Raw genomic sequence first — 16,717 nt, 5'->3', positions numbered from 1 at the left:
ATGCAATGGATCACCCCGTCGTACGCCGAGGTGCGTTTCGGCTTTGAAGTCACGATGTATATCGCCAATCGCTGAGCGGGCTGCGGCATGCCGCCCGCAGTGCCGTAGTGGCGCCGCGGGCGGCGCTCGCCACGCCGGGCACGCCCGAGGCGCAGCAGCGCGCGCTCGATATCCTGCGGTTCAAACTCGATATTCTCTGGTCGATCCTCGATGCGGTCGAAAAGGCCTGGCCCCTATGAACACGCGTGACGCGGATAGCGGCGTGCCGCTGCGCCCCCGGCTGCGGAGCGTCTTCCGCCTGCAGTGGGAAGCGGCGCAGGACGCCTACGTGCTGCTCTATCCCGAAGGGATGGTGAAGCTCAACACTAGCGCCGGCGCGATCCTCGCGCGTTGCGACGGAGAACACGAGCTCGACGACATCATCGGCGAACTCGAACGGCTTTTCGGCACGTCCGAACTTGCGCCCGACGTCTATCGCTTTCTCGATCACGCACGGCTGCGCGGCTGGCTAGCCTGACCTAGCCCACGACCATCCCGGTACTTCCGTGCGTGTGCGGCGGCTCCTCGAGCCACGCCAGCGTCTCGAATAGCGGCTCGACTGCTTCCTCGTACGCGCTTCGGGCACGGTACCGGGCCCCTCAGCGAAGGTCCATCCGTGCTCGAGCATCAGCCAGTGGATCACCGACATACTGACCATCTCGTTCAAGCCCTCGAGCGCCCGCACGATCAACGCACGATGTGCCCAGGGGCAAGCCAGGCTGACGTATGGCAATTTCCACAACACATTGGCGCCGGTGAGGACACCGGCGACCATGGATCATGAAGTAAGCGGAGGAAGGCGCGTCGAATGCCGGCGCGACCGTCAAAGACGGCGCGCGTACTTCGCCGATCTGACGCTCATTGCCCGCGGATGATGTTTGCGAGCCGATTGCCGCGCGTCGGCAAACATTTTGCGAACGTTGCACAATACGGCTTGGGGAAACCAGCCGGAATTGGCCAGTCGTTGGCCGCCACGCCCGGCCGCCATCAATCCGCCATTAGCCATCAATCATGCCAACAGCAGAGGTTGAGAGTCTGCCCAGTCAACTGCCGGGAATGCTGCCGCGATTATGGGCGTTCTCGCTGCGCCTGTGCGGCAACCAGCACGACGCCGAGGATCTCGTCCAGCGGGCCTGTGTCCGCGGACTCGAACGCGCCCATCAATTGCAGCCAGGCACTTCTCCTCTGAGCTGGATGTTTTCGATCGTTCATTCCACCTGGATCAACGAGCTGAGAGCGCGCAACGTGCGCAACCGCTCGAGCATGGAATGGGACGACGATTTTCTGCAGACCGTTGCTGATCCCGATGCGCGCACGCCGGAAGAGAACCTGCTGAATGGCGAGATCATCGCGGCCGTCAACCGTCTGCCCGAGGCACAACGGATCGTCATGCTGCTCGTGGCCGTCGAGGGCCTGAGTTACGCCGAGGCCGCCGAGGCGCTCGGCGTGCCGATCGGCACGATCATGAGTCGCCTGTCCCGCGCGCGGCAGACCATTGGGGCGCAATTCGGCAATCGTGAAGCCACGGCGGCGCGCTCATCCAGCAGCGAGCGAGAAGTGTGATGACGATCGACGACACCACCCTGTTAGCGTACGTCGACGGAGAATTACCGCCGGACGAACGCGCACATGTCGAGAGCGCGATCGGCAAGTCGGACGACGTGGCATCGCGCCTGTCGATACTGCGGGCCTCGCAATTGCCGTACGCGGAAGCGTTCAGCCAGCAGGCTTTGCCGCCGGTACCGGAGACGTTGCGCCGCAAAGTCGACGAACTGATTCGACAGCATCTGGCAGGTGCGTCGGCACAAGGCGCGGTCAATGCCGCCGACGCAATCGATACCGCGACCAGCGGTGAGTCATCGATCCCGTCCGGTGGCAATGTGCATCGGCTGAAGCCGCACGCATCATTGCCGTGGCTGGCGGTGGCGTTCGTCGCGGGCGTGTTCTCCTGCGGCATCGCGTTCCGTCTGTTGCCGCAACTGACCGGTGGCGGCGCCATCACGACGGCATCGAATGATCCGGGCGTGTCGCCGTGGATCGCTGCGGCGGCCGGCTATCAGCAGCTTTACACACGCGACACCGTCGCCTCGTTGCAACCCGACATGCGCGCGACCGCCGTCACCGCCGCCAATATTCGTCAATACGACAATCTGGCGTTGCAGATTCCCGACCTGCGCAGTCAAGGGCTCTCGTTCAAGCGCGTGCAGCGCCTGAGATTTCGTGGCAAACCGCTCGTGCAGATCGTCTACCTGCCGGAGCATGGCGGCCCCGTCGCGTTATGCGTGCTGAAAGAAGCGAAGGCCGACGCGGCGCCCGCGCGCGATCGCGTCGGCGGCATGGACGTGGTGGCGTGGCGGCGCGGCCAACTCGGTTATGCGCTGATCGGCGAGCACGGCGGCGTCGATCTCGAAGCACTCGGCAAACGCCTTTACGGCGGCGAGGTGTCGACCACCATCGGCCGCACGGACGCGCATGACGATGCCCGGTCGGGCTGATCACCAGCGAGGCCATGGCTTGCTGCTGCGCTGGCTCGCGGTTTTCGCGGCGCCTATGTTACTGCTGGCGCTGTTCGTCTGGTGCGCCGGATGGTTCCCGCCGCGCCTGACTTCGCAGCGGATCGTCGATGCATTCGAAGCGACGACGACGCCGCACCCGGGCTTCCGGCGCAACCACGCGAAGGGCATCTGCATCACCGGACACTTCGACAGCAACGGCAACGGCGCGTCGGTATCGCGCGCAAGCGTGTTCGAACGCGGCAGCTACGCCGTCGTCGGGCGACTGTCGAGGCCCGGCGGCAATCCGCAACAAGACGACGGCGAAGCCCTGGTGCGCAGCTTCGCGTTGCTGATCGCGCTGCCGCACGGCGAGCAATGGCGTCTCGCGATGAATTCGACGCCGATTTTCGCGGTGCGCACGCCGCAGGCGCTATTCGAACAGCTTCAGGCGGAAGCGCTGGATCCGCACACCGGTCAGGCGAACCCCGCAAAAATGCAGGCGTTTCTCGACGGCCATCCTGAGGCCCGCGCGTTTCTCGAATGGGTCCGCTTGCACCCGCCATCGTCCCGCTTCGACAACGCGGCCTATTTCGGTATCAGTTCGTTCCAGACTACGGATGCGCAGGGCGTGCAGCGTTTCGTGCGTTGGGAGGTGGTGCCGGACAGTCCCTGGCGTCCTGTCGAAGCTCGCGCGCAAAGCGATCCAGACTTTCTGTCGCACGCTCTGATGACGCAACTCGCGAAGGGGCCATTGCGCTGGCATCTGGTGCTGAACGTCGCGATGCCCGGCGATCCGATCGACGACTCGACGCGGCAATGGATCGACTCACCGCAACGCGAGCGGGCCGACGTGGGCACGATCGTCATCGATCGCGCGCAGGCGCAGATCGATGGTCCCTGTCGCGACATCACGTTCGATCCGACCATCCTGCCCGATGGCATCGCGCCATCCGCCGATCCGTTGCTGGCCGCGCGGTCGTCGACGTATAGCGTATCGTTCAATCGCCGAACTCGGGAGGAGGCCGTTGCCGGATCGAATGGTCATTGAATGTCGTCTCTACCGCGAGGTGTCGGGAGCGACGCCTGAGAAAACGGTTGGCAATAGCAAGTCCTGGCCAGTGATCCACGCTTCATCCGCGCGCTGCGTACGACCTGCGAACAACGCGCAACTACGGTTATCATAGAATTTGATGACGAACGGGCGGTGCCCGACCCGCGCCTTGCAGGCGAATGCTGATCGTGCTCAACTTCCTTTAAGCCTATCGTCCTATGAGACCCGACGACAGTAAATTGATCGCGTATGTCGATGGCGAACTTGACGCGTATGAGGCGGCATCGATCGAAAAGGAACTCGCCGTTTCGCCTGAGTTGCAGGAGAGCGTCGATTTGCTGCGCGCGTCGCAGCTCCCTTATCGCGAGGCGTTTGCAACGCAGAAGCTACCGCCTTTACCGGGCGAATTGCAGCGCCGTATCGAAGCAATGGCGAGCGCCGCACAGCGCGACGAATCGAATCACGCATCCCATCAGCCGATACCCGCAAGAAAGCCGCAGGCGCGGCTGTGGCTTGCCGCGGCATTTGTCGCCGGCGCGTTTTGCGCGGGCCTCGCGATGCGGCTCGGACCTGCATGGCTGGGCGTGCCCGGCAGTGGCGGCGCGATTGTCGCGTCGAACGACGCGACGTCGTGGATCCATGCAGCGGTGGGCTATCAACGGCTCTATACACGCGATACCGTTGCCGACATCACGCCCGACCTCGGCGCGTCGGCGAAGACCGTCACGGCGATCCGGTACGTCGACGGCATTGCATTGCGTGTGCCGGATTTGCGGGAGGCGGGGCTGTCGTTCAAGGCAGTCGCGCGCCTGCGCTTCAACGACAAGCCGCTGGTCCAGATCGTCTATCTGCCCGACCACGGCGCGCCGGTTGCGCTGTGTGTGATGAAGGACGCGCGACCGGACCAGGCGATCGCGCAACAGCAGTTGAACGGCATGACCGTCGTATCGTGGCGGCAGAACGATCTTGCCTATGCGCTGATCGGCAAACCGGACTCAACCCATCTCCAGTCGATCGCACAGCGGATCTCGAACAGCAGCGTGGACGCGTTGTTCGCGCTTAACGATGCGCCCGATGCGAAGCCGAGGGATGCGAGTACATGAGCGCGGCGCGATCTGATCGCAGTGCGGGCCATTCCGCGTGACGGCGTCCGGAGTCAAGTTCTGCCGGTTTTTTGCGTGACGGGGTATGACAGGAGAGTCGTAGTGAAACGAAACGATGACCTCGCTGGTCGTTGTTTCGTTCTATTCAGTAAACGGCGACCCGTGAGCCGCGATTCGTAATCGAGGTCATAGCCACAAACGATTGGTCGCAACAGTGGTTTTTGGATAAAGATGCCCTGCGCACGCGTTCGGTCAAAATCGAAATGGAGCGGCGCTGCCTCTGGCAATTCTGCAAGCATCCGCGTTTAAGCCGTTGACGAACTCCATGCAACGGTCCCACATAAAGAGGTGGCGTCAGATCCGCCAAACCTCTGCTCGGCGAAGAGACCAATCAACCGGTCCAGAGAAATTCTGTCTGGCCTTGTTCCTGATGTGATCGATGTTAGGGCCTGGTTCGACGTGACCCTCAAGCGGCACGTCGAGCCGTCGTTCAAGGGCTCTACTCGAAATTGGCCACTCAACCATGTCCACCACTGTCGTTGAGAGTTTGCCGGACCTTTTACCCGGAATGCTGCCCAGATTGTGGGCTTTCTCGTTGCGCCTGTCCGGCAATCAGCACGACGCCGAAGACCTGCTGCAACGTTCGTGCGTACGCGGACTCGAACGGGCGCATCAACTGCAGCCCGGCACGGCGCCGCTCAGCTGGATGTTCTCGATCATCCATTCCACGTGGCTCAACGAATTGCGGGCACGCAGCGTACGAGGCCGGGCGAGTGTCGAGTGGGATGACGCATTGCTAGCCGTCTCCGATCCTGCCGCGCGTTCTCCCGAAGATGTGCTGCTGAGCCGTGAGATCATCGCCGCCGTCGGGCGCTTGCCCGAGGCTCAGCGCGTGGTGATGCTGCTTGTCGCGTTCGAAGGATTGAGTTACGCCGAAGCCGCGCAGGTGCTCGATGTTCCGATCGGCACGATCATGAGCCGCCTGTCGCGCGCGCGGCAAAGCATTGGCGCGCGCTTCGACAGCGGCGCGGGACCGGCCGCACGTTCGGCTCCGCCTCGGGTCGAAGTCGGGCGATGACGATCGACGACGCCGACCTGCTTGCTTATGTCGATCGTACGTTGGCTCACGCGCGCGTGGCCGACATAGAGCGAGCGATGCACGAGTCCGTCGATATTGCGAATCGCGTGATATGGCTGATGGCATCGAAGTTTCCATACACTGAGATCGTTGGCCGGCAAAGCTTGCCCGCATTGCCCGTAGCGCTGCGGTTACGGATCGATCGCCTGATCGCGGCCGCCTGACGATCGATTGGCGGCGCGAGCCGGGAGACTCAGGGTGGCGGGTCGTCGAAGGCACGCAAAAAAGCCTCGCGATCCACCGACGCCGGCAGCGCGTCGGCCAGTCGCGCACGGAAGGTCGCTGCGTCCGCGCCACGCGCGGCCCGCTCGGCGATCACGTGTGCGAACGGTCCGACGTGCGATGCGAGCCGCCGCGCGGCGGCCTCGACGTGCTCGGCATCGAGCGGCACGCACGCCGCGGATGTCGATTCGATGGGCAGCGTACCGCGCTTCGAGTCATCGCCCGAAGCGATCACGTGCTGCTTGAGCAGCGTATCGAACTCACGACGAGCGGCGTCGTTGGACAAATGGCGCGCAAGCTGAGCCGCCAGTGTTTGCGAGTCGGTCGCATGCGACGCGGCGCGCCGCACGAGCAGCGAGGCAATGGGGCCGACGTGGCTGGCGAGCCGTTGCTCCAACTGGGCCAGAAACTCGGGTGGCCAGTCTGGTCTGGCAGCCCCCGCCGGTGGCGCAAGCGTCTGACGCAACGGCTGCGCGCGCACGACGGTATGGTCGGGATCGAGCCGCGCCATGAATGAGTCGTGCAGCGTCAACAAGGCGTTGCGCCAGCTTTGCGCGGACGCATAGCGGTCGTCTGGCCGTTTGGCGAGCGCCTTCAGCACCATGGCATCGAGTTCGGCGGGCAGGCTTGTGACATGCGTCGATGGGGGCGGCGGCATCTCGTTCATCACCTGATGCATCACGGCGGCTGGCGCGCCGCTAAACGGGCATTGCCCGCTCAGCATCTCGTACAGAACGACGCCGGCGGAAAACAGGTCGCTGCGTGCGTCGATCTCCGCGCCTGCATACTGCTCCGGCGACATGTAGCTTGGCGTGCCGATCATCATGCCGGCCTGCGTCAGGCGTCCTGTATCGAGCTGTGCGATGCCGAAGTCGGTCACCTTGCATTCGCCGCGCGGCGCGATCAGCAGGTTCGCGGGTTTGATGTCGCGATGGATCACGCCGAGTTCGTGCGCATAAGCGAGTGCGTCGAGCAGTTGCGCGAACCACGTGAGCGCATCGAGCAACGGCATCATGCTGCCATCGCGGGCGTGCTGCGCGAGCCGTTGCGCGAGGTTCTCGCCGCGTACGTATTCAAGCGCGATGAACGCGACGCCTTGCGCCTCGCCATAGTCGAACACGCCGACGATGTGCGGATGCACGAGACGGCCGGCAGCGCGCGCTTCGTTGAGAAAGCGTGCGGTCAGCTCCGCACCGGATGGCTCCGCCGTGCCTTGTCCGTCGTTCAGTGACGAGGTGCGAATCGTTTTCAGTGCTACCTCGCGCTGGATATGCGGATCGGTCGCGAGATAGACCGTGCCCATCGCGCCGCGACCGAGCACCCGTTCGATCCGATAGCGGCCGATCTGTCGCTCAGTCGCGCTGGTTTGGGAAGTCATGGAGTCGTCCACGATGTGTGCGGCACGCTTACTCGTGGCGCTCTTCGATCATTTCGAACGCTGCGACGAGGCTCGTGCGCATCCGTCCGAACGACACGGCGAGCGACGCTATTTCATCGCTGCCGCCGGCCGGCAGTTCGACGTCGCCGAGTTTGCCAAGACTCACTTCGTCCGCGGCGCGCGACAACATCTGCAAACGCCGCGTGACGAGGAAGTGCACCATCGCGTTCAGCACGACGAGCACCACCGCGAATACAGCGGTCAGTGAGACCATCAGGCTGCGCCATACCGCACGGCCGCGCGCGATCGACTCCGACATCGGCACCGACACGAACTCTGCGCCGATCACGTCGTTCATGGTCCAGCCGAAACCATTGGCCGGCCCGTACTTGTCGATCATCGTGCGCGGCGCCGCGGACGGCGTGCTGTGACATTGCATGCACGCGGCGTCGGTAATGCGGCTCGGATGGGCGAGAAACAGCAACTGCTCGCCGCCCGGCGTATGACGCTGTCCGGTGGCCTGTTTCAATTCCGGATGGTCGTGCAGATGAGCGATCACTTCGCTTTCCCAGTCGCTTGGCCGGTCGCGCGGATTGGTCGGATTGAGCATCGCCGACTTGTACGAGAAGTTCGGAAACGCGCTCTGCAACGAGTTCAGCATTTCGATCGCCGAGTACGCCGGCACCGACTCGGGCACGAACGAATATTTAATCTGTGTCGCGAGCAGCGGCGTGATGTGTTGCGCCGTGTAGTTCTGCATCGCGCTGGCGGCGTTCAGAAGGACGTCCGCATCGTGACGGGTTTCGTCGAGCGCCTGCTGTTGCAACACACGATCCGCGATGAATCCGATGGCGGTCAGTCCGATCGCGAAGATCGCGATGAACACGAGATTGAACTTGATGGCGAGTGACAGCTTCATGGGCGAACCGGAGCGGATGGGTAAGCGGAACGGTAAGCGGAACGGTAGACGGAACCGGTCTGGATTGCGGGGCTCCGTATCGCGGCACGCGGTGGCGGCGGAAAGACCAGCGCACGCCAGTCCGGCAAATCGCGAATGCGCTGCACGACTGCGCGGCGAAACGCGGGATCGGTCAGGCGCGCCCGAAAGCGCGAAGTGAAGCGCGTCGATGGATCCCTGCGCGCCGCGAGTTCGCTGTCGAGCCAGTCCGATACGTCGTCGTAAGCGACCGGTCGGATGCTGCCCGGCGGCTCGTTACGTGGATGGGCCGGCATCGGCAGCACACGCAACGCGTCGCGGAATGTAACGGGCATCGCGGCGACGAAAGCGGGATCAGGGCCTGCTGTCACGGCAATCGTGTCGCTCGCGGCGGGATGCGTGGCGAAGCGAGGCGCATCGAGCTTGAGCGGCGCAACATTGCCGTGCGAAGTGCCGATGCCGAGAATGCTGGCCGCGCCGCTCTCACAGAACACTGCATCGGTGTCCTGGACGTTGGCGTTCCGCTCATTGCCACTCCGATAATTCGTTGCCGTTGCCGCGATGACCAGCACGGCTTTGTCCGCGGGCGTGAATCGCGTGCGCGCGGTTTCGATCACAGGGGCGGCGCAATTCGCCGTGTTTGCGTCGCACGCGTGCAGCACCTTCAGCCAGCCGCCGAGCAACGCGATATGCGCGTCGCGCATCAGCATCACGCGAGTGCCATGACCCAGCGCGACGCTATTGCCCGCGTCGTCCTGGATCTGCACGCCTGCGCTCGTCGGCGTTTCGACCATATCGTCAAGCGCAAAGCGCTGCCCGACATCTGCCTGATAACGCCCCGTCTCATGAATGACGGTGACGGGCGCATCGGCCTGCACGAGCGTCCACGCCGCATTGGCATAGGGTGCGAGCAGCAGCAAGGCGAACGGTACAGACCGCTTGAAAAGTCCGAAGATCATCCAGATGAGCCTGGTTGAGCGTTTCAATTGGCGAAGCGCGGTGAATACGGCGCGTTATATCGCGCGAGTATCAACAGAACAGCCGGCTCGCGGGTTTATTCCAGGGTTTCGATGATCACAAACTCGCCTTCGCGTGTCCCATATGGTGAGCCTGTCTCTGCGTGACGCACGCACGAAAAGATCCAGTCCACGACACAACGGAATATCCGCCCGGCTGGGCTGTTCTGATTTGCGCAAACAGCGGCGAGTGTGATCTGGAACATGAACGCAACAGCTTCGACAGACGTGGAATAGATCGCGATGCTGCGCTGTTCTGGGTGCATGGACGACGCGTCTGCAACGCTGCAAGTCGAGTGCAGGCTCGTGAGACGCATCGCCGGATTCACGAAACCCTACGGATACCAGAGGAAATCAGCGCATGGCAACGAGACAGAGCAGTCAGAAATTCATCGCGCGCAATCGCGCGCCACGCGTACAGATCGAGTACGACGTGGAGCTGTACGGCGCGCAGAAAAAAGTGCAGATCCCGTTCGTGATGGGTGTGATGTCGGATCTGTCAGGCGCCAATGCCGGCGATCTTCCGCCGCTCGAAGCGCGCAAGGCGGTGGAAGTGGACGTCGATAACTTCGACAGCCGCATGCAGTCGATGAAGCCGCGGGTGAACTTCAGCGTGCCCAACACGCTGACGGGCGAAGGCAATCTGGCGGTCGATATCACCTTCGAAGGCATGGACGATTTTTCGCCCGCCGAAGTGGCGCGCAAGGTCGACTCGCTCGCGAAGCTGCTCGAGGCGCGCACGCAGCTCGCCAACCTCGGCACTTATCTCGATGGCAAGTCGGGCGCGGAGAAGCTGATCGCGCAGGCGATCAAGGATCCCGCCTTGCTGCAATCCCTGGGCGCGGCGCCGAAAGCCGCCGACACCGAACCCGCACAGGAGTGAGCGCGATCATGGAAAGCCAGAATCAGATCGAGCAAGGCGTCGAGGACTCATTGAGCGGCGCCGATGATTTCGCCGCGCTGCTCAACAGGGAGTTCAAGCCGAAGAACGAGCGCGCGAAGCAGGAAGTCGAATCGGCCGTGCGTACGCTCGCTGCGCAGGTGCTGCAGGATTCGCACATCGTTTCGGATGACGTGACGCAAACCATCAACGCGTATGTCGCCGAGATCGACCGCAAGCTCAGCGAGCAGTTGAACCAGATCATGCACCACGCGGACTTTCAGAAGCTGGAAGGTGCGTGGCGAGGGCTGCACCATCTCGTTACCAACACCGAAACGGATCCGATGCTGAAGATCCGGGTGCTGAACATATCGAAGAAGGAACTCGCAAAAAATCTCAAGCGCTTCAAGGGCGTTGCGTGGGACCAGAGCCCTGTGTTCAAGCGCATCTATGAAGAAGAATATGGTCAGCTGGGCGGCGAACCGTATGGCTGCCTCATCGGCGATTACTACTTCGATCACGGTCCCCAGGACGTCGAACTGCTACGCGGCATTTCGCAGGTCGCCGCCGCCGCGCATGCGCCGTTCATCTCGGCGGCGGATTCGACGTTGCTCGGCATGGAAGGCTGGAACGAGCTGGCCAATCCGCGCGATCTGTCGATGATCTTCACGACGCCGGACTACGCGGGCTGGCGTTCGCTTCGCGAAATGGACGACGCGCGCTATCTCGCGCTGACGATGCCGCGCACGCTTGCACGGCTGCCGTACGGCGCGAAGACCGACCCAGTCGACGGGTTCGACTTCGAAGAAGACACCGAAGGCGCGGATTCATCGAAGTACACATGGCAGAACGCTGCGTATGCGATGGCGGTGAACATCAACCGTTCGTTCAAGTACTACGGATGGTGCACGCGGATTCGCGGCGTCGAGTCGGGAGGAGCGGTCGACAGTCTGCCGGTCCATACCTTCCCGAGCGACGACGGTGGCGTCGACATGAAGTGCCCGACCGAGATCGCGATCACCGATCGGCGCTCGGCCGAACTCGACAAGATGGGGTTGATGCCGCTCGTGCATCGCAAGAATTCGGACATCGCGGCATTCATCGGCGCGCAATCGGTCGCGAAGCCGGAAGAGTACGACGATCCGGCCGCCACGGCGAATTCGAATCTGTCGGCACGTTTGCCATACATGTTCGCGTGCTGCCGTTTCGCGCACTACCTCAAATGCATCGTGCGCGACAAGATCGGCTCATTCAGCACGCGCGAGCAGATGGAGAGCTGGCTGTCGAACTGGGTCATGAATTATGTCGATGGCGATCCGGTGAATTCCAGCGAGGAAACCAAGGCCCGCAAGCCGCTCGCTGCCGCGCAAGTCGTCGTCGAGGATGTCGAAGGCAATCCCGGCTACTACACGTCGAAGTTCTTCCTGAAGCCGCACTACCAGCTCGAAGGACTCACCGTATCGCTGCGGCTCGTATCGCGACTGCCTTCCGCGCAGGCGGCTTGAGGCTTCCGCTGCATCTCACCTTGCAGGTAATCGTCCGGAGCGGCAGCGTTCCGGTCCTGATCGTTCGTCGCTACGGCGAGCGCACTCTTTGGCTCACAAATAGAGGTCACTATGGCATTCGACATGCACCTGAAATTCGGCTCCGGAGCGGTCACGATCCAGGGCGCTTCCAATCACTCGAAGCACAAGAACCAGGTTCCGATCATCGCGTGGTCGTGGGGCGCCAGCAATACCGGCAATCTGCACACGGGTGCGGGCTATGCATCGGGCGGCAAGGCCAACATTCAGGACATCACCGTCACGAAGTACATCGACAGTTGCTCGAACGCGTTGCTAAACGCTTGCTGCACGGGCGCGCGCGTCGACAACGCCTATCTGTACGTCACCAACGCAACGGGTCAGCAGACCGACTTCCTGACCATCGAGCTGAGCGAAGGGGTGCTGGTCACGTCGGTATCCACGGGCGGCAGCGGTGGCGACGAACGACTCACCGAGAACATCACGTTGCATTTCGGGAAGTTCAAGTACTCGTTCCAGCCGCAGGACGATGAAGGCAAGGCAAATGGCGGCACCAAGGATTTCACATTCGATATCCAGCAGGTCACCAAGCAGTAAGCGGGCGGCGATACCGGTCTTTTCGCCCGCTTTCTTTCATTGAATGGAGCACATCCAGTGACACTTTCTTCAGTCGATGTCAAACCTGAAAAGCTGCTCGCGGACGGTCACTTGAACGACGCGTTGCAAGCGTTGGCCGCGAAAGTGAAAAACTCGCCGGCGGACGCGACGCTGCGCGTGTTTCTGTTTCAGTTGCTTGCGTTGCGGGGTGACTGGGAGCGTGCCGGAACCCAGTTGACCGTGGCGGGCGAACTGGAACGACAAAACGCGTTGATGGTCGCCGCCTACCGCGCGGCATTGGTCGGCGAACGCGAACGCGAAGCCGTGCTGGCCGCCCTGCGTAACCCGGCAACGGTCGGCGAGCGGTCGGAATGGGAGCGCTTGCTGTTGCAGTCGCTGCAACAACTGTGCGGCGGACGGATCGCCGAAGCGCTCGCATTGCGCGCGCGAGCCTTCGACGAAGCGGAAACGGTGCGCGGCAGCATCGACGGCGTGCCGTTCAAATGGATCGCCGACGCAGACCCGCGTTTCGGGCCGTGCCTCGAAGTGATCCTGAAGGACAGCTATGCGTGGGTGCCGTTCTCGCGCGTCGCTGCGCTGTCTTTCGATGCGCCCACTGATCTGCGCGACAAGATCTGGGCGCCGGTGCGAATCACCTGGAAGAGCGGTAATGAGGCGATCGGCTTCGTGCCTTGCCGCTATTGCGGCAGCGAGCGAGGTGAAGACGTCGCGCTCGCGCTGGCAAAGCGTACGGCGTGGACCGATCTCGGCGACGGCTGTTTCATCGGCGTTGGTCAGCGCATGCTGATCACCGACGTCGACGAATATCCTTTGCTCGACGTGCGCTCGATCACGTTCGAAACAGCTTGAGGGGGCGCACGTGATGGCAGAACTGATGCCCCAGGAGCGTCTGCAGCCGTCGCTGCTCGATCGTCTCACCGATTTCGATCCTGCGCAGCGCGAGGAGAGCCGGGAGCAGCGCGTTATTACGGCCGCGCGTTTGCGCGAATACGTGACACGCGATATCGCGTGGCTGCTCAACTGCACGCGGCACTGGAGCAGCGACGAGCTGACCGGATTCGCGCAGGTGGGTAATTCCGTACTGAATTTCGGTATCCCCGATCTTGCGGGTGCGGCGTTGTCGGGTATCGATGCCGAGCTGTTGCAGAACCGGATCCGTTCGGCGCTGCTCGACTTCGAACCCCGTCTGATCGCCAGCACTGTTCAGGTGAGCGTCGAGGTCGACGAAGCGCGCATGGGTAGCCGTTCGCTGCGTTTCCTGATCGAAGCCGACATGTGGGCGAACCCGATGCCGCTTTCTCTCTATCTTCGCACCGACGTCGATCTCGAGACCGGCGAGTTTCACGTGTCGCAACGCTTCGGCTGATCGTCATGGACCCACGACACTTGCGCTACTACAACCGTGAGCTGCAACACGTCCGCGAGATGGGAGCGGAGTTTGCGAGCGAGTATCCGAAGATTGCCGGCCGTCTCGGGATGGAAGGTCTCGATTGCGCCGACCCGTACGTCGAACGGTTGCTCGAAGGCTTCGCGTTTCTGGCGGCGCGCGTGCAAATGAAGCTTGATGCGCAGTATCCGGTGTTCACGCAGCATCTTCTGGAGATGATCTACCCGCATTACCTGACGCCGATTCCGTCGATGGCGGTCGTGCAGTTGTATCCGGATCAAGCCGAAGACCTTCCTGCCACCGGACACGCGGTCGCGCGGCACACGGTGTTGCGCAGTCTCACCGGCTTCGGCGAGCGCACGGCGTGCGAATACCGCACCGCGCACGACGTGACGCTGTGGCCGCTCGCGATCACCGAGGCGAGATACCTGGACACACCTGCGGCGCTTGCCGCCGCTGACCTCGTGCCGCCGCCGTCGAAAGCCGGGCAGGTCCGCGCGGGTTTGCGCCTGAAGTTCGCAACCCTTTCCGGCGTGGCGGCGAACACGCTCGCGCTCGACAGCCTGCCGGTTTATCTCGCCGGCGCCGACGATCTGCCGCGATGGCTCTACGAGCAGCTGATGGCCAACCGCATCGGCTATACGGTGCGCGCAACCGCGCCGGATGGGCAAACCATCGAGACACAGCATGACGCGTCGGCGCTGCGCGCCAAAGGCTTCGACGAAGAGGACGCGATACTGCCCTACGGTGGCCGTTCGTTCAGCGGTTACCGGCTGTTGCAGGAGTATTTCGCGTGTCCGGAGCGTTTCCTGTTTGCCGAGTTCACGGAGCTGCGCCCGCTGCTCGCACGTTCGCGGGGCAACGAGTTCGAGATCGTGGTGTGGCTCGAGCGCAGCGTGACGCGCCTGCACAACGCGATCGATGCAGGCAACTTCCGCCTGTTCTGCGCGCCGGTAATCAATCTGTTCGAGCGCCGCGCGGACCGTATTCATCTGCAGCAGGGCGACACCGAGTATCACGTGCTCGGCGACCACACCCGGCCGATGGATTTCGAAGTGCACAGCGTGCTGGAAGTGCGGGGCTACGGCGATCGCCAGGAGCCGGAGCAAAGCTTCCTGCCGTTCTACGACAGCACCGCTCGCACATGGCACGGCGGGCAGGCGGCCTTCTACACGCTGCGCCGCGAGCCGCGGCTGATCTCGAGCCGCCAGAAGCAACGCGGCGCACGCTCGAGCTACGTCGGCAGCGAAACGTTTATCGCGCTCGTGGATGCCAACGACGCGCCCTATGCGACCACGCTGCGCCAGTTAGGACTGCGGCTGCTGTGCACGAATCGCGATTTGCCGCTGCATATGCCGGTGGGCAAGTCGTACACCGATTTCACGCTCGATACCGACGCGCCCGTGGCGTCGATCCGCTGTGTGGCTGGACCGACCCGGCCACGCGCGCCGACCGCGACCGGCGAATCCGCGTGGCGGCTCATCAGCCACCTGCAGTTGAACTATCTGTCACTGCTCGACGAGGAAGGCGAAACGGGCGCGGCGGCGCTGCGCGAAATGCTCGGCCTGTATCACGACGAGTTCGACGCCGCGACGCGACGGCAGATCGAAGGCATCAAGCATGTCGCGGCGAAGCCCATCACGCGTCGCGTGCCGGTGCCCGGGCCGATCACGTATGGCCGCGGGCTCGAGATCACGCTGAGCTGCGACGATGCCGCTTTTGAAGGCAGCGGCGCATTTCTGCTCGCGTCGGTATTGCAGCACTTCTTTGCGCGCTATGTCTCGCTGAATTCGTTCGCCGAGACGGTGTTGCGCACGCTCGAACGAAACGAGGTAGCCCGATGGCCCGCGAATCCCGGCAAGCGCCCGATCCTGTAGTGCTCGAAGCCGCGTTGCGCGCGAGCCCGGAAGATTTCGAGTTCTTCGAGGCAATGCGCCGTCTCGAATGCGGGTATCCGGAACGGCCGCGGTTCGGTCATTCGACCAGGCCGGCCGAAGATCCTGTGCGTCTCGCCCATGCCGCGGCACTGGAATTTCCGTCGCGCAGCATCGCGCGCTTCGAGGCGGGAAAGGCCGGCCGGCCGGCGCGGCTGGTTGGGCTGTTTCTCGGTCTGTTCGGACCGAACGGGCCGCTGCCGTTGCACCTCACCGAATACGCCGTCGATCGGGAGCGGAACGCGAAAGACCCGACGTTCGTCGCGTTTGCCGACGTGTTTCATCACCGGATGCTGAGCCTCTTCTATCGCGCGTGGGCCGATGCGCAGCCCACCGTGCAGCTGGACCGTCCGGAACAGGACCGGTTTCGCACCTATGTCGGCGCGCTGATCGGCATCGCCACGCCGCACCTCGACGGACGCGACGCGCTGCCCGATCAGTACAAGCGCTTTTTCGCCGGGCGTCTGGTGCCGCAAGCGCGCAATGCCGAAGGACTCAGGCGTTTTCTCGAGCACTTCTTCGGTGTGCCGGTGCGCGTGCTCGAGTTCGTCGCCGGGTGGATGCAATTGCCTCGGGACGCGCGTTTGCATATCGGCAAGAGCATGGCCTCGATGGGCCGCGACGCATTGCTCGGCACGCATGTGCGCGGCGCGCAGCAGCGCTTCCGGCTGCGCGTCGGGCCGCTGACCCGCAACGAGTTCAACCGTTTTTTGCCGGGCGGCGACACGCTCCCGCAACTGGTGGCGGCGGTCAAGTTGTATGTGGGCGAAGAGAAGGGCTGGGACGTGCAGCTCGTGCTGAAGAAAGAACAAGTGCCGCTGACGCATCTGGGTCAGGCGGCCCGCATGGGCTTCAACACGTGGATGGGCCGCTATCCGCAGCACAACGATGCCGACCAGGTCGTGTTGAGCCCGGCCGAGTGAAGTCCGGCGTACGCATGTCCGGGCATCTTTCAACTGAACTGGCGACTGCTTCGCGGCCGCCTCTGGTCATACA

18 protein-coding genes and 2 pseudogenes are annotated in these 16,717 nt (G+C 63.2%); 16 read left to right on the top strand and 4 right to left on the bottom strand.

Going from position 1 to position 16,717, the window contains the following annotated elements:
- From pqqA to pqqD, 3 genes and pseudogenes are all read left to right on the top strand, one after another.
- A complete protein-coding gene (gene pqqA, locus OKW35_RS40040) occupies positions 1-75 on the top strand; it encodes a pyrroloquinoline quinone precursor peptide PqqA (protein ID WP_090805708.1) in 75 nt (24 codons plus the stop codon).
- A 65-nt stretch (positions 76-140) separates the two neighbouring features.
- Positions 141-239 (top strand): annotated as a pseudogene (locus OKW35_RS40035) (pyrroloquinoline-quinone synthase PqqC); the annotation flags it as partial.
- Positions 236-517, top strand: coding sequence for a pyrroloquinoline quinone biosynthesis peptide chaperone PqqD (pqqD, locus tag OKW35_RS40030; protein ID WP_184044028.1), 282 nt, complete (start codon positions 236-238; stop codon positions 515-517). The pseudogene OKW35_RS40035 and the gene pqqD, both read left to right, overlap by 4 nt.
- A gap of 99 nt (positions 518-616) precedes the next feature.
- On the opposite strand, the pseudogene OKW35_RS40025 reads toward pqqD, so the two are convergent.
- A pseudogene (locus OKW35_RS40025) lies at positions 617-766 on the bottom strand (glutathione S-transferase family protein); the annotation flags it as partial.
- Between the two features lie 284 nt (positions 767-1,050).
- On the opposite strand from OKW35_RS40025, the gene OKW35_RS40020 reads away from it, so the two are divergent.
- The 6 genes from OKW35_RS40020 (at position 1,051) to OKW35_RS39995 (ending at position 5,990) form a co-directional block, all read left to right on the top strand.
- Positions 1,051-1,602, top strand: a complete 552-nt coding sequence (locus tag OKW35_RS40020; RefSeq protein ID WP_090804226.1) for an RNA polymerase sigma factor — start codon at positions 1,051-1,053, stop codon at positions 1,600-1,602.
- The gene (locus OKW35_RS40015; RefSeq protein ID WP_429554945.1) at positions 1,602-2,534 is read left to right on the top strand and encodes an anti-sigma factor family protein; all 933 of its coding nucleotides are present in this window, start codon (positions 1,602-1,604) and stop codon (positions 2,532-2,534) included. Before OKW35_RS40020 ends, OKW35_RS40015 begins: the two co-directional genes overlap by 1 nt.
- A complete protein-coding gene (locus OKW35_RS40010; RefSeq protein WP_429555132.1) occupies positions 2,518-3,582 on the top strand; it encodes a catalase family peroxidase in 1,065 nt (354 codons plus the stop codon). Before OKW35_RS40015 ends, OKW35_RS40010 begins: the two co-directional genes overlap by 17 nt.
- Positions 3,583-3,803: 221 nt before the next feature.
- Positions 3,804-4,688 carry an anti-sigma factor family protein gene (locus OKW35_RS40005; protein WP_429554944.1) on the top strand — a complete coding sequence of 295 codons (885 nt, stop codon included), beginning with the start codon at positions 3,804-3,806 and terminating at the stop codon, positions 4,686-4,688.
- 523 nt (positions 4,689-5,211) lie between these two features.
- Positions 5,212-5,766 (top strand): RNA polymerase sigma factor, encoded by a 555-nt coding sequence (locus tag OKW35_RS40000; protein ID WP_090804233.1) that lies wholly within the window; start codon positions 5,212-5,214, stop codon positions 5,764-5,766.
- On the top strand, positions 5,763-5,990 hold the full coding sequence (locus tag OKW35_RS39995) for a hypothetical protein (RefSeq protein WP_090804235.1): 228 nt from the start codon (positions 5,763-5,765) through the stop codon (positions 5,988-5,990). The genes OKW35_RS40000 and OKW35_RS39995 overlap by 4 nt, the downstream gene beginning before the upstream one ends.
- A 29-nt stretch (positions 5,991-6,019) precedes the next feature.
- Here OKW35_RS39995 and OKW35_RS39990 read toward each other — a convergent pair whose 3' ends face one another.
- The 3 genes from OKW35_RS39990 to OKW35_RS39980 are packed head-to-tail and all read right to left on the bottom strand — an operon-like array spanning position 6,020 to position 9,322.
- A complete protein-coding gene (locus OKW35_RS39990) occupies positions 6,020-7,426 on the bottom strand; it encodes a serine/threonine-protein kinase (protein WP_429554943.1) in 1,407 nt (468 codons plus the stop codon).
- A gap of 28 nt (positions 7,427-7,454) precedes the next feature.
- Entirely contained in the window at positions 7,455-8,345 is an 891-nt protein-coding gene (locus OKW35_RS39985; protein ID WP_429554942.1) for a c-type heme family protein, read from the bottom strand.
- Complete coding sequence (locus OKW35_RS39980) at positions 8,342-9,322, bottom strand: hypothetical protein (protein ID WP_429554941.1); 981 nt, start codon at positions 9,320-9,322, stop codon at positions 8,342-8,344. The genes OKW35_RS39985 and OKW35_RS39980 overlap by 4 nt, the downstream gene beginning before the upstream one ends.
- Positions 9,323-9,740: 418 nt before the next feature.
- Here OKW35_RS39980 and tssB point away from each other — a divergent pair, with 418 nt between their 5' ends.
- From tssB to tssG, 7 genes are all read left to right on the top strand, one after another.
- Positions 9,741-10,262 (top strand): type VI secretion system contractile sheath small subunit, encoded by a 522-nt coding sequence (gene tssB, locus OKW35_RS39975; RefSeq protein WP_184064122.1) that lies wholly within the window; start codon positions 9,741-9,743, stop codon positions 10,260-10,262.
- A gap of 8 nt (positions 10,263-10,270) precedes the next feature.
- Positions 10,271-11,764 carry a type VI secretion system contractile sheath large subunit gene (gene tssC, locus OKW35_RS39970; protein WP_187610345.1) on the top strand — a complete coding sequence of 498 codons (1,494 nt, stop codon included), beginning with the start codon at positions 10,271-10,273 and terminating at the stop codon, positions 11,762-11,764.
- A gap of 111 nt (positions 11,765-11,875) precedes the next feature.
- A complete protein-coding gene (locus OKW35_RS39965) occupies positions 11,876-12,379 on the top strand; it encodes an Hcp family type VI secretion system effector (protein WP_090804249.1) in 504 nt (167 codons plus the stop codon).
- Positions 12,380-12,436: 57 nt separating this feature from the next.
- The gene (locus OKW35_RS39960) at positions 12,437-13,249 is read left to right on the top strand and encodes a type VI secretion system accessory protein TagJ (RefSeq protein WP_429554940.1); all 813 of its coding nucleotides are present in this window, start codon (positions 12,437-12,439) and stop codon (positions 13,247-13,249) included.
- A gap of 13 nt (positions 13,250-13,262) precedes the next feature.
- The gene (tssE, locus tag OKW35_RS39955) at positions 13,263-13,766 is read left to right on the top strand and encodes a type VI secretion system baseplate subunit TssE (protein WP_090804253.1); all 504 of its coding nucleotides are present in this window, start codon (positions 13,263-13,265) and stop codon (positions 13,764-13,766) included.
- Between the two features lie 5 nt (positions 13,767-13,771).
- On the top strand, positions 13,772-15,664 hold the full coding sequence (gene tssF, locus OKW35_RS39950) for a type VI secretion system baseplate subunit TssF (protein WP_429554939.1): 1,893 nt from the start codon (positions 13,772-13,774) through the stop codon (positions 15,662-15,664).
- Entirely contained in the window at positions 15,628-16,644 is a 1,017-nt protein-coding gene (gene tssG, locus OKW35_RS39945; RefSeq protein WP_429406432.1) for a type VI secretion system baseplate subunit TssG, read from the top strand. The genes tssF and tssG overlap by 37 nt, the downstream gene beginning before the upstream one ends.
- The last annotated feature ends 73 nt before the right edge of the window (positions 16,645-16,717 follow it).

Origin of the sequence: Paraburkholderia sp. MM5477-R1, from assembly GCF_050436385.1 — a bacterium.
Taxonomy (GTDB): Bacteria; Pseudomonadota; Gammaproteobacteria; order Burkholderiales; family Burkholderiaceae; genus Paraburkholderia; species Paraburkholderia tuberum.
The sequence above is the reverse complement of the archived record's forward strand: the minus strand, read 5'-3'. Positions and strand labels throughout refer to the sequence as shown.

Bases quoted from the DNA above. Each gene is read 5' to 3' on its own strand.
- OKW35_RS40015 (WP_429554945.1), top strand. From the start codon at position 1,602: ATGACGATCGACGACACCACCCTGTTAGCGTACGTCGACGGAGAATTA.
- tssG (WP_429406432.1), top strand. From the start codon at position 15,628: ATGGCCCGCGAATCCCGGCAAGCGCCCGATCCTGTAGTGCTCGAAGCC.
- OKW35_RS40000 (WP_090804233.1), top strand. From the start codon at position 5,212: ATGTCCACCACTGTCGTTGAGAGTTTGCCGGACCTTTTACCCGGAATG.
- tssF (WP_429554939.1), top strand. From the start codon at position 13,772: ATGGACCCACGACACTTGCGCTACTACAACCGTGAGCTGCAACACGTC.
- OKW35_RS40020 (WP_090804226.1), top strand. From the start codon at position 1,051: ATGCCAACAGCAGAGGTTGAGAGTCTGCCCAGTCAACTGCCGGGAATG.
- OKW35_RS39985 (WP_429554942.1), bottom strand. From the start codon at position 8,345: ATGAAGCTGTCACTCGCCATCAAGTTCAATCTCGTGTTCATCGCGATC.
- tssE (WP_090804253.1), top strand. From the start codon at position 13,263: ATGGCAGAACTGATGCCCCAGGAGCGTCTGCAGCCGTCGCTGCTCGAT.
- OKW35_RS39995 (WP_090804235.1), top strand. From the start codon at position 5,763: ATGACGATCGACGACGCCGACCTGCTTGCTTATGTCGATCGTACGTTG.
- OKW35_RS39980 (WP_429554941.1), bottom strand. From the start codon at position 9,322: ATGATCTTCGGACTTTTCAAGCGGTCTGTACCGTTCGCCTTGCTGCTG.
- OKW35_RS39965 (WP_090804249.1), top strand. From the start codon at position 11,876: ATGGCATTCGACATGCACCTGAAATTCGGCTCCGGAGCGGTCACGATC.
- OKW35_RS40005 (WP_429554944.1), top strand. From the start codon at position 3,804: ATGAGACCCGACGACAGTAAATTGATCGCGTATGTCGATGGCGAACTT.
- OKW35_RS40010 (WP_429555132.1), top strand. From the start codon at position 2,518: ATGCCCGGTCGGGCTGATCACCAGCGAGGCCATGGCTTGCTGCTGCGC.
- OKW35_RS39990 (WP_429554943.1), bottom strand. From the start codon at position 7,426: ATGACTTCCCAAACCAGCGCGACTGAGCGACAGATCGGCCGCTATCGG.
- tssC (WP_187610345.1), top strand. From the start codon at position 10,271: ATGGAAAGCCAGAATCAGATCGAGCAAGGCGTCGAGGACTCATTGAGC.
- pqqD (WP_184044028.1), top strand. From the start codon at position 236: ATGAACACGCGTGACGCGGATAGCGGCGTGCCGCTGCGCCCCCGGCTG.
- tssB (WP_184064122.1), top strand. From the start codon at position 9,741: ATGGCAACGAGACAGAGCAGTCAGAAATTCATCGCGCGCAATCGCGCG.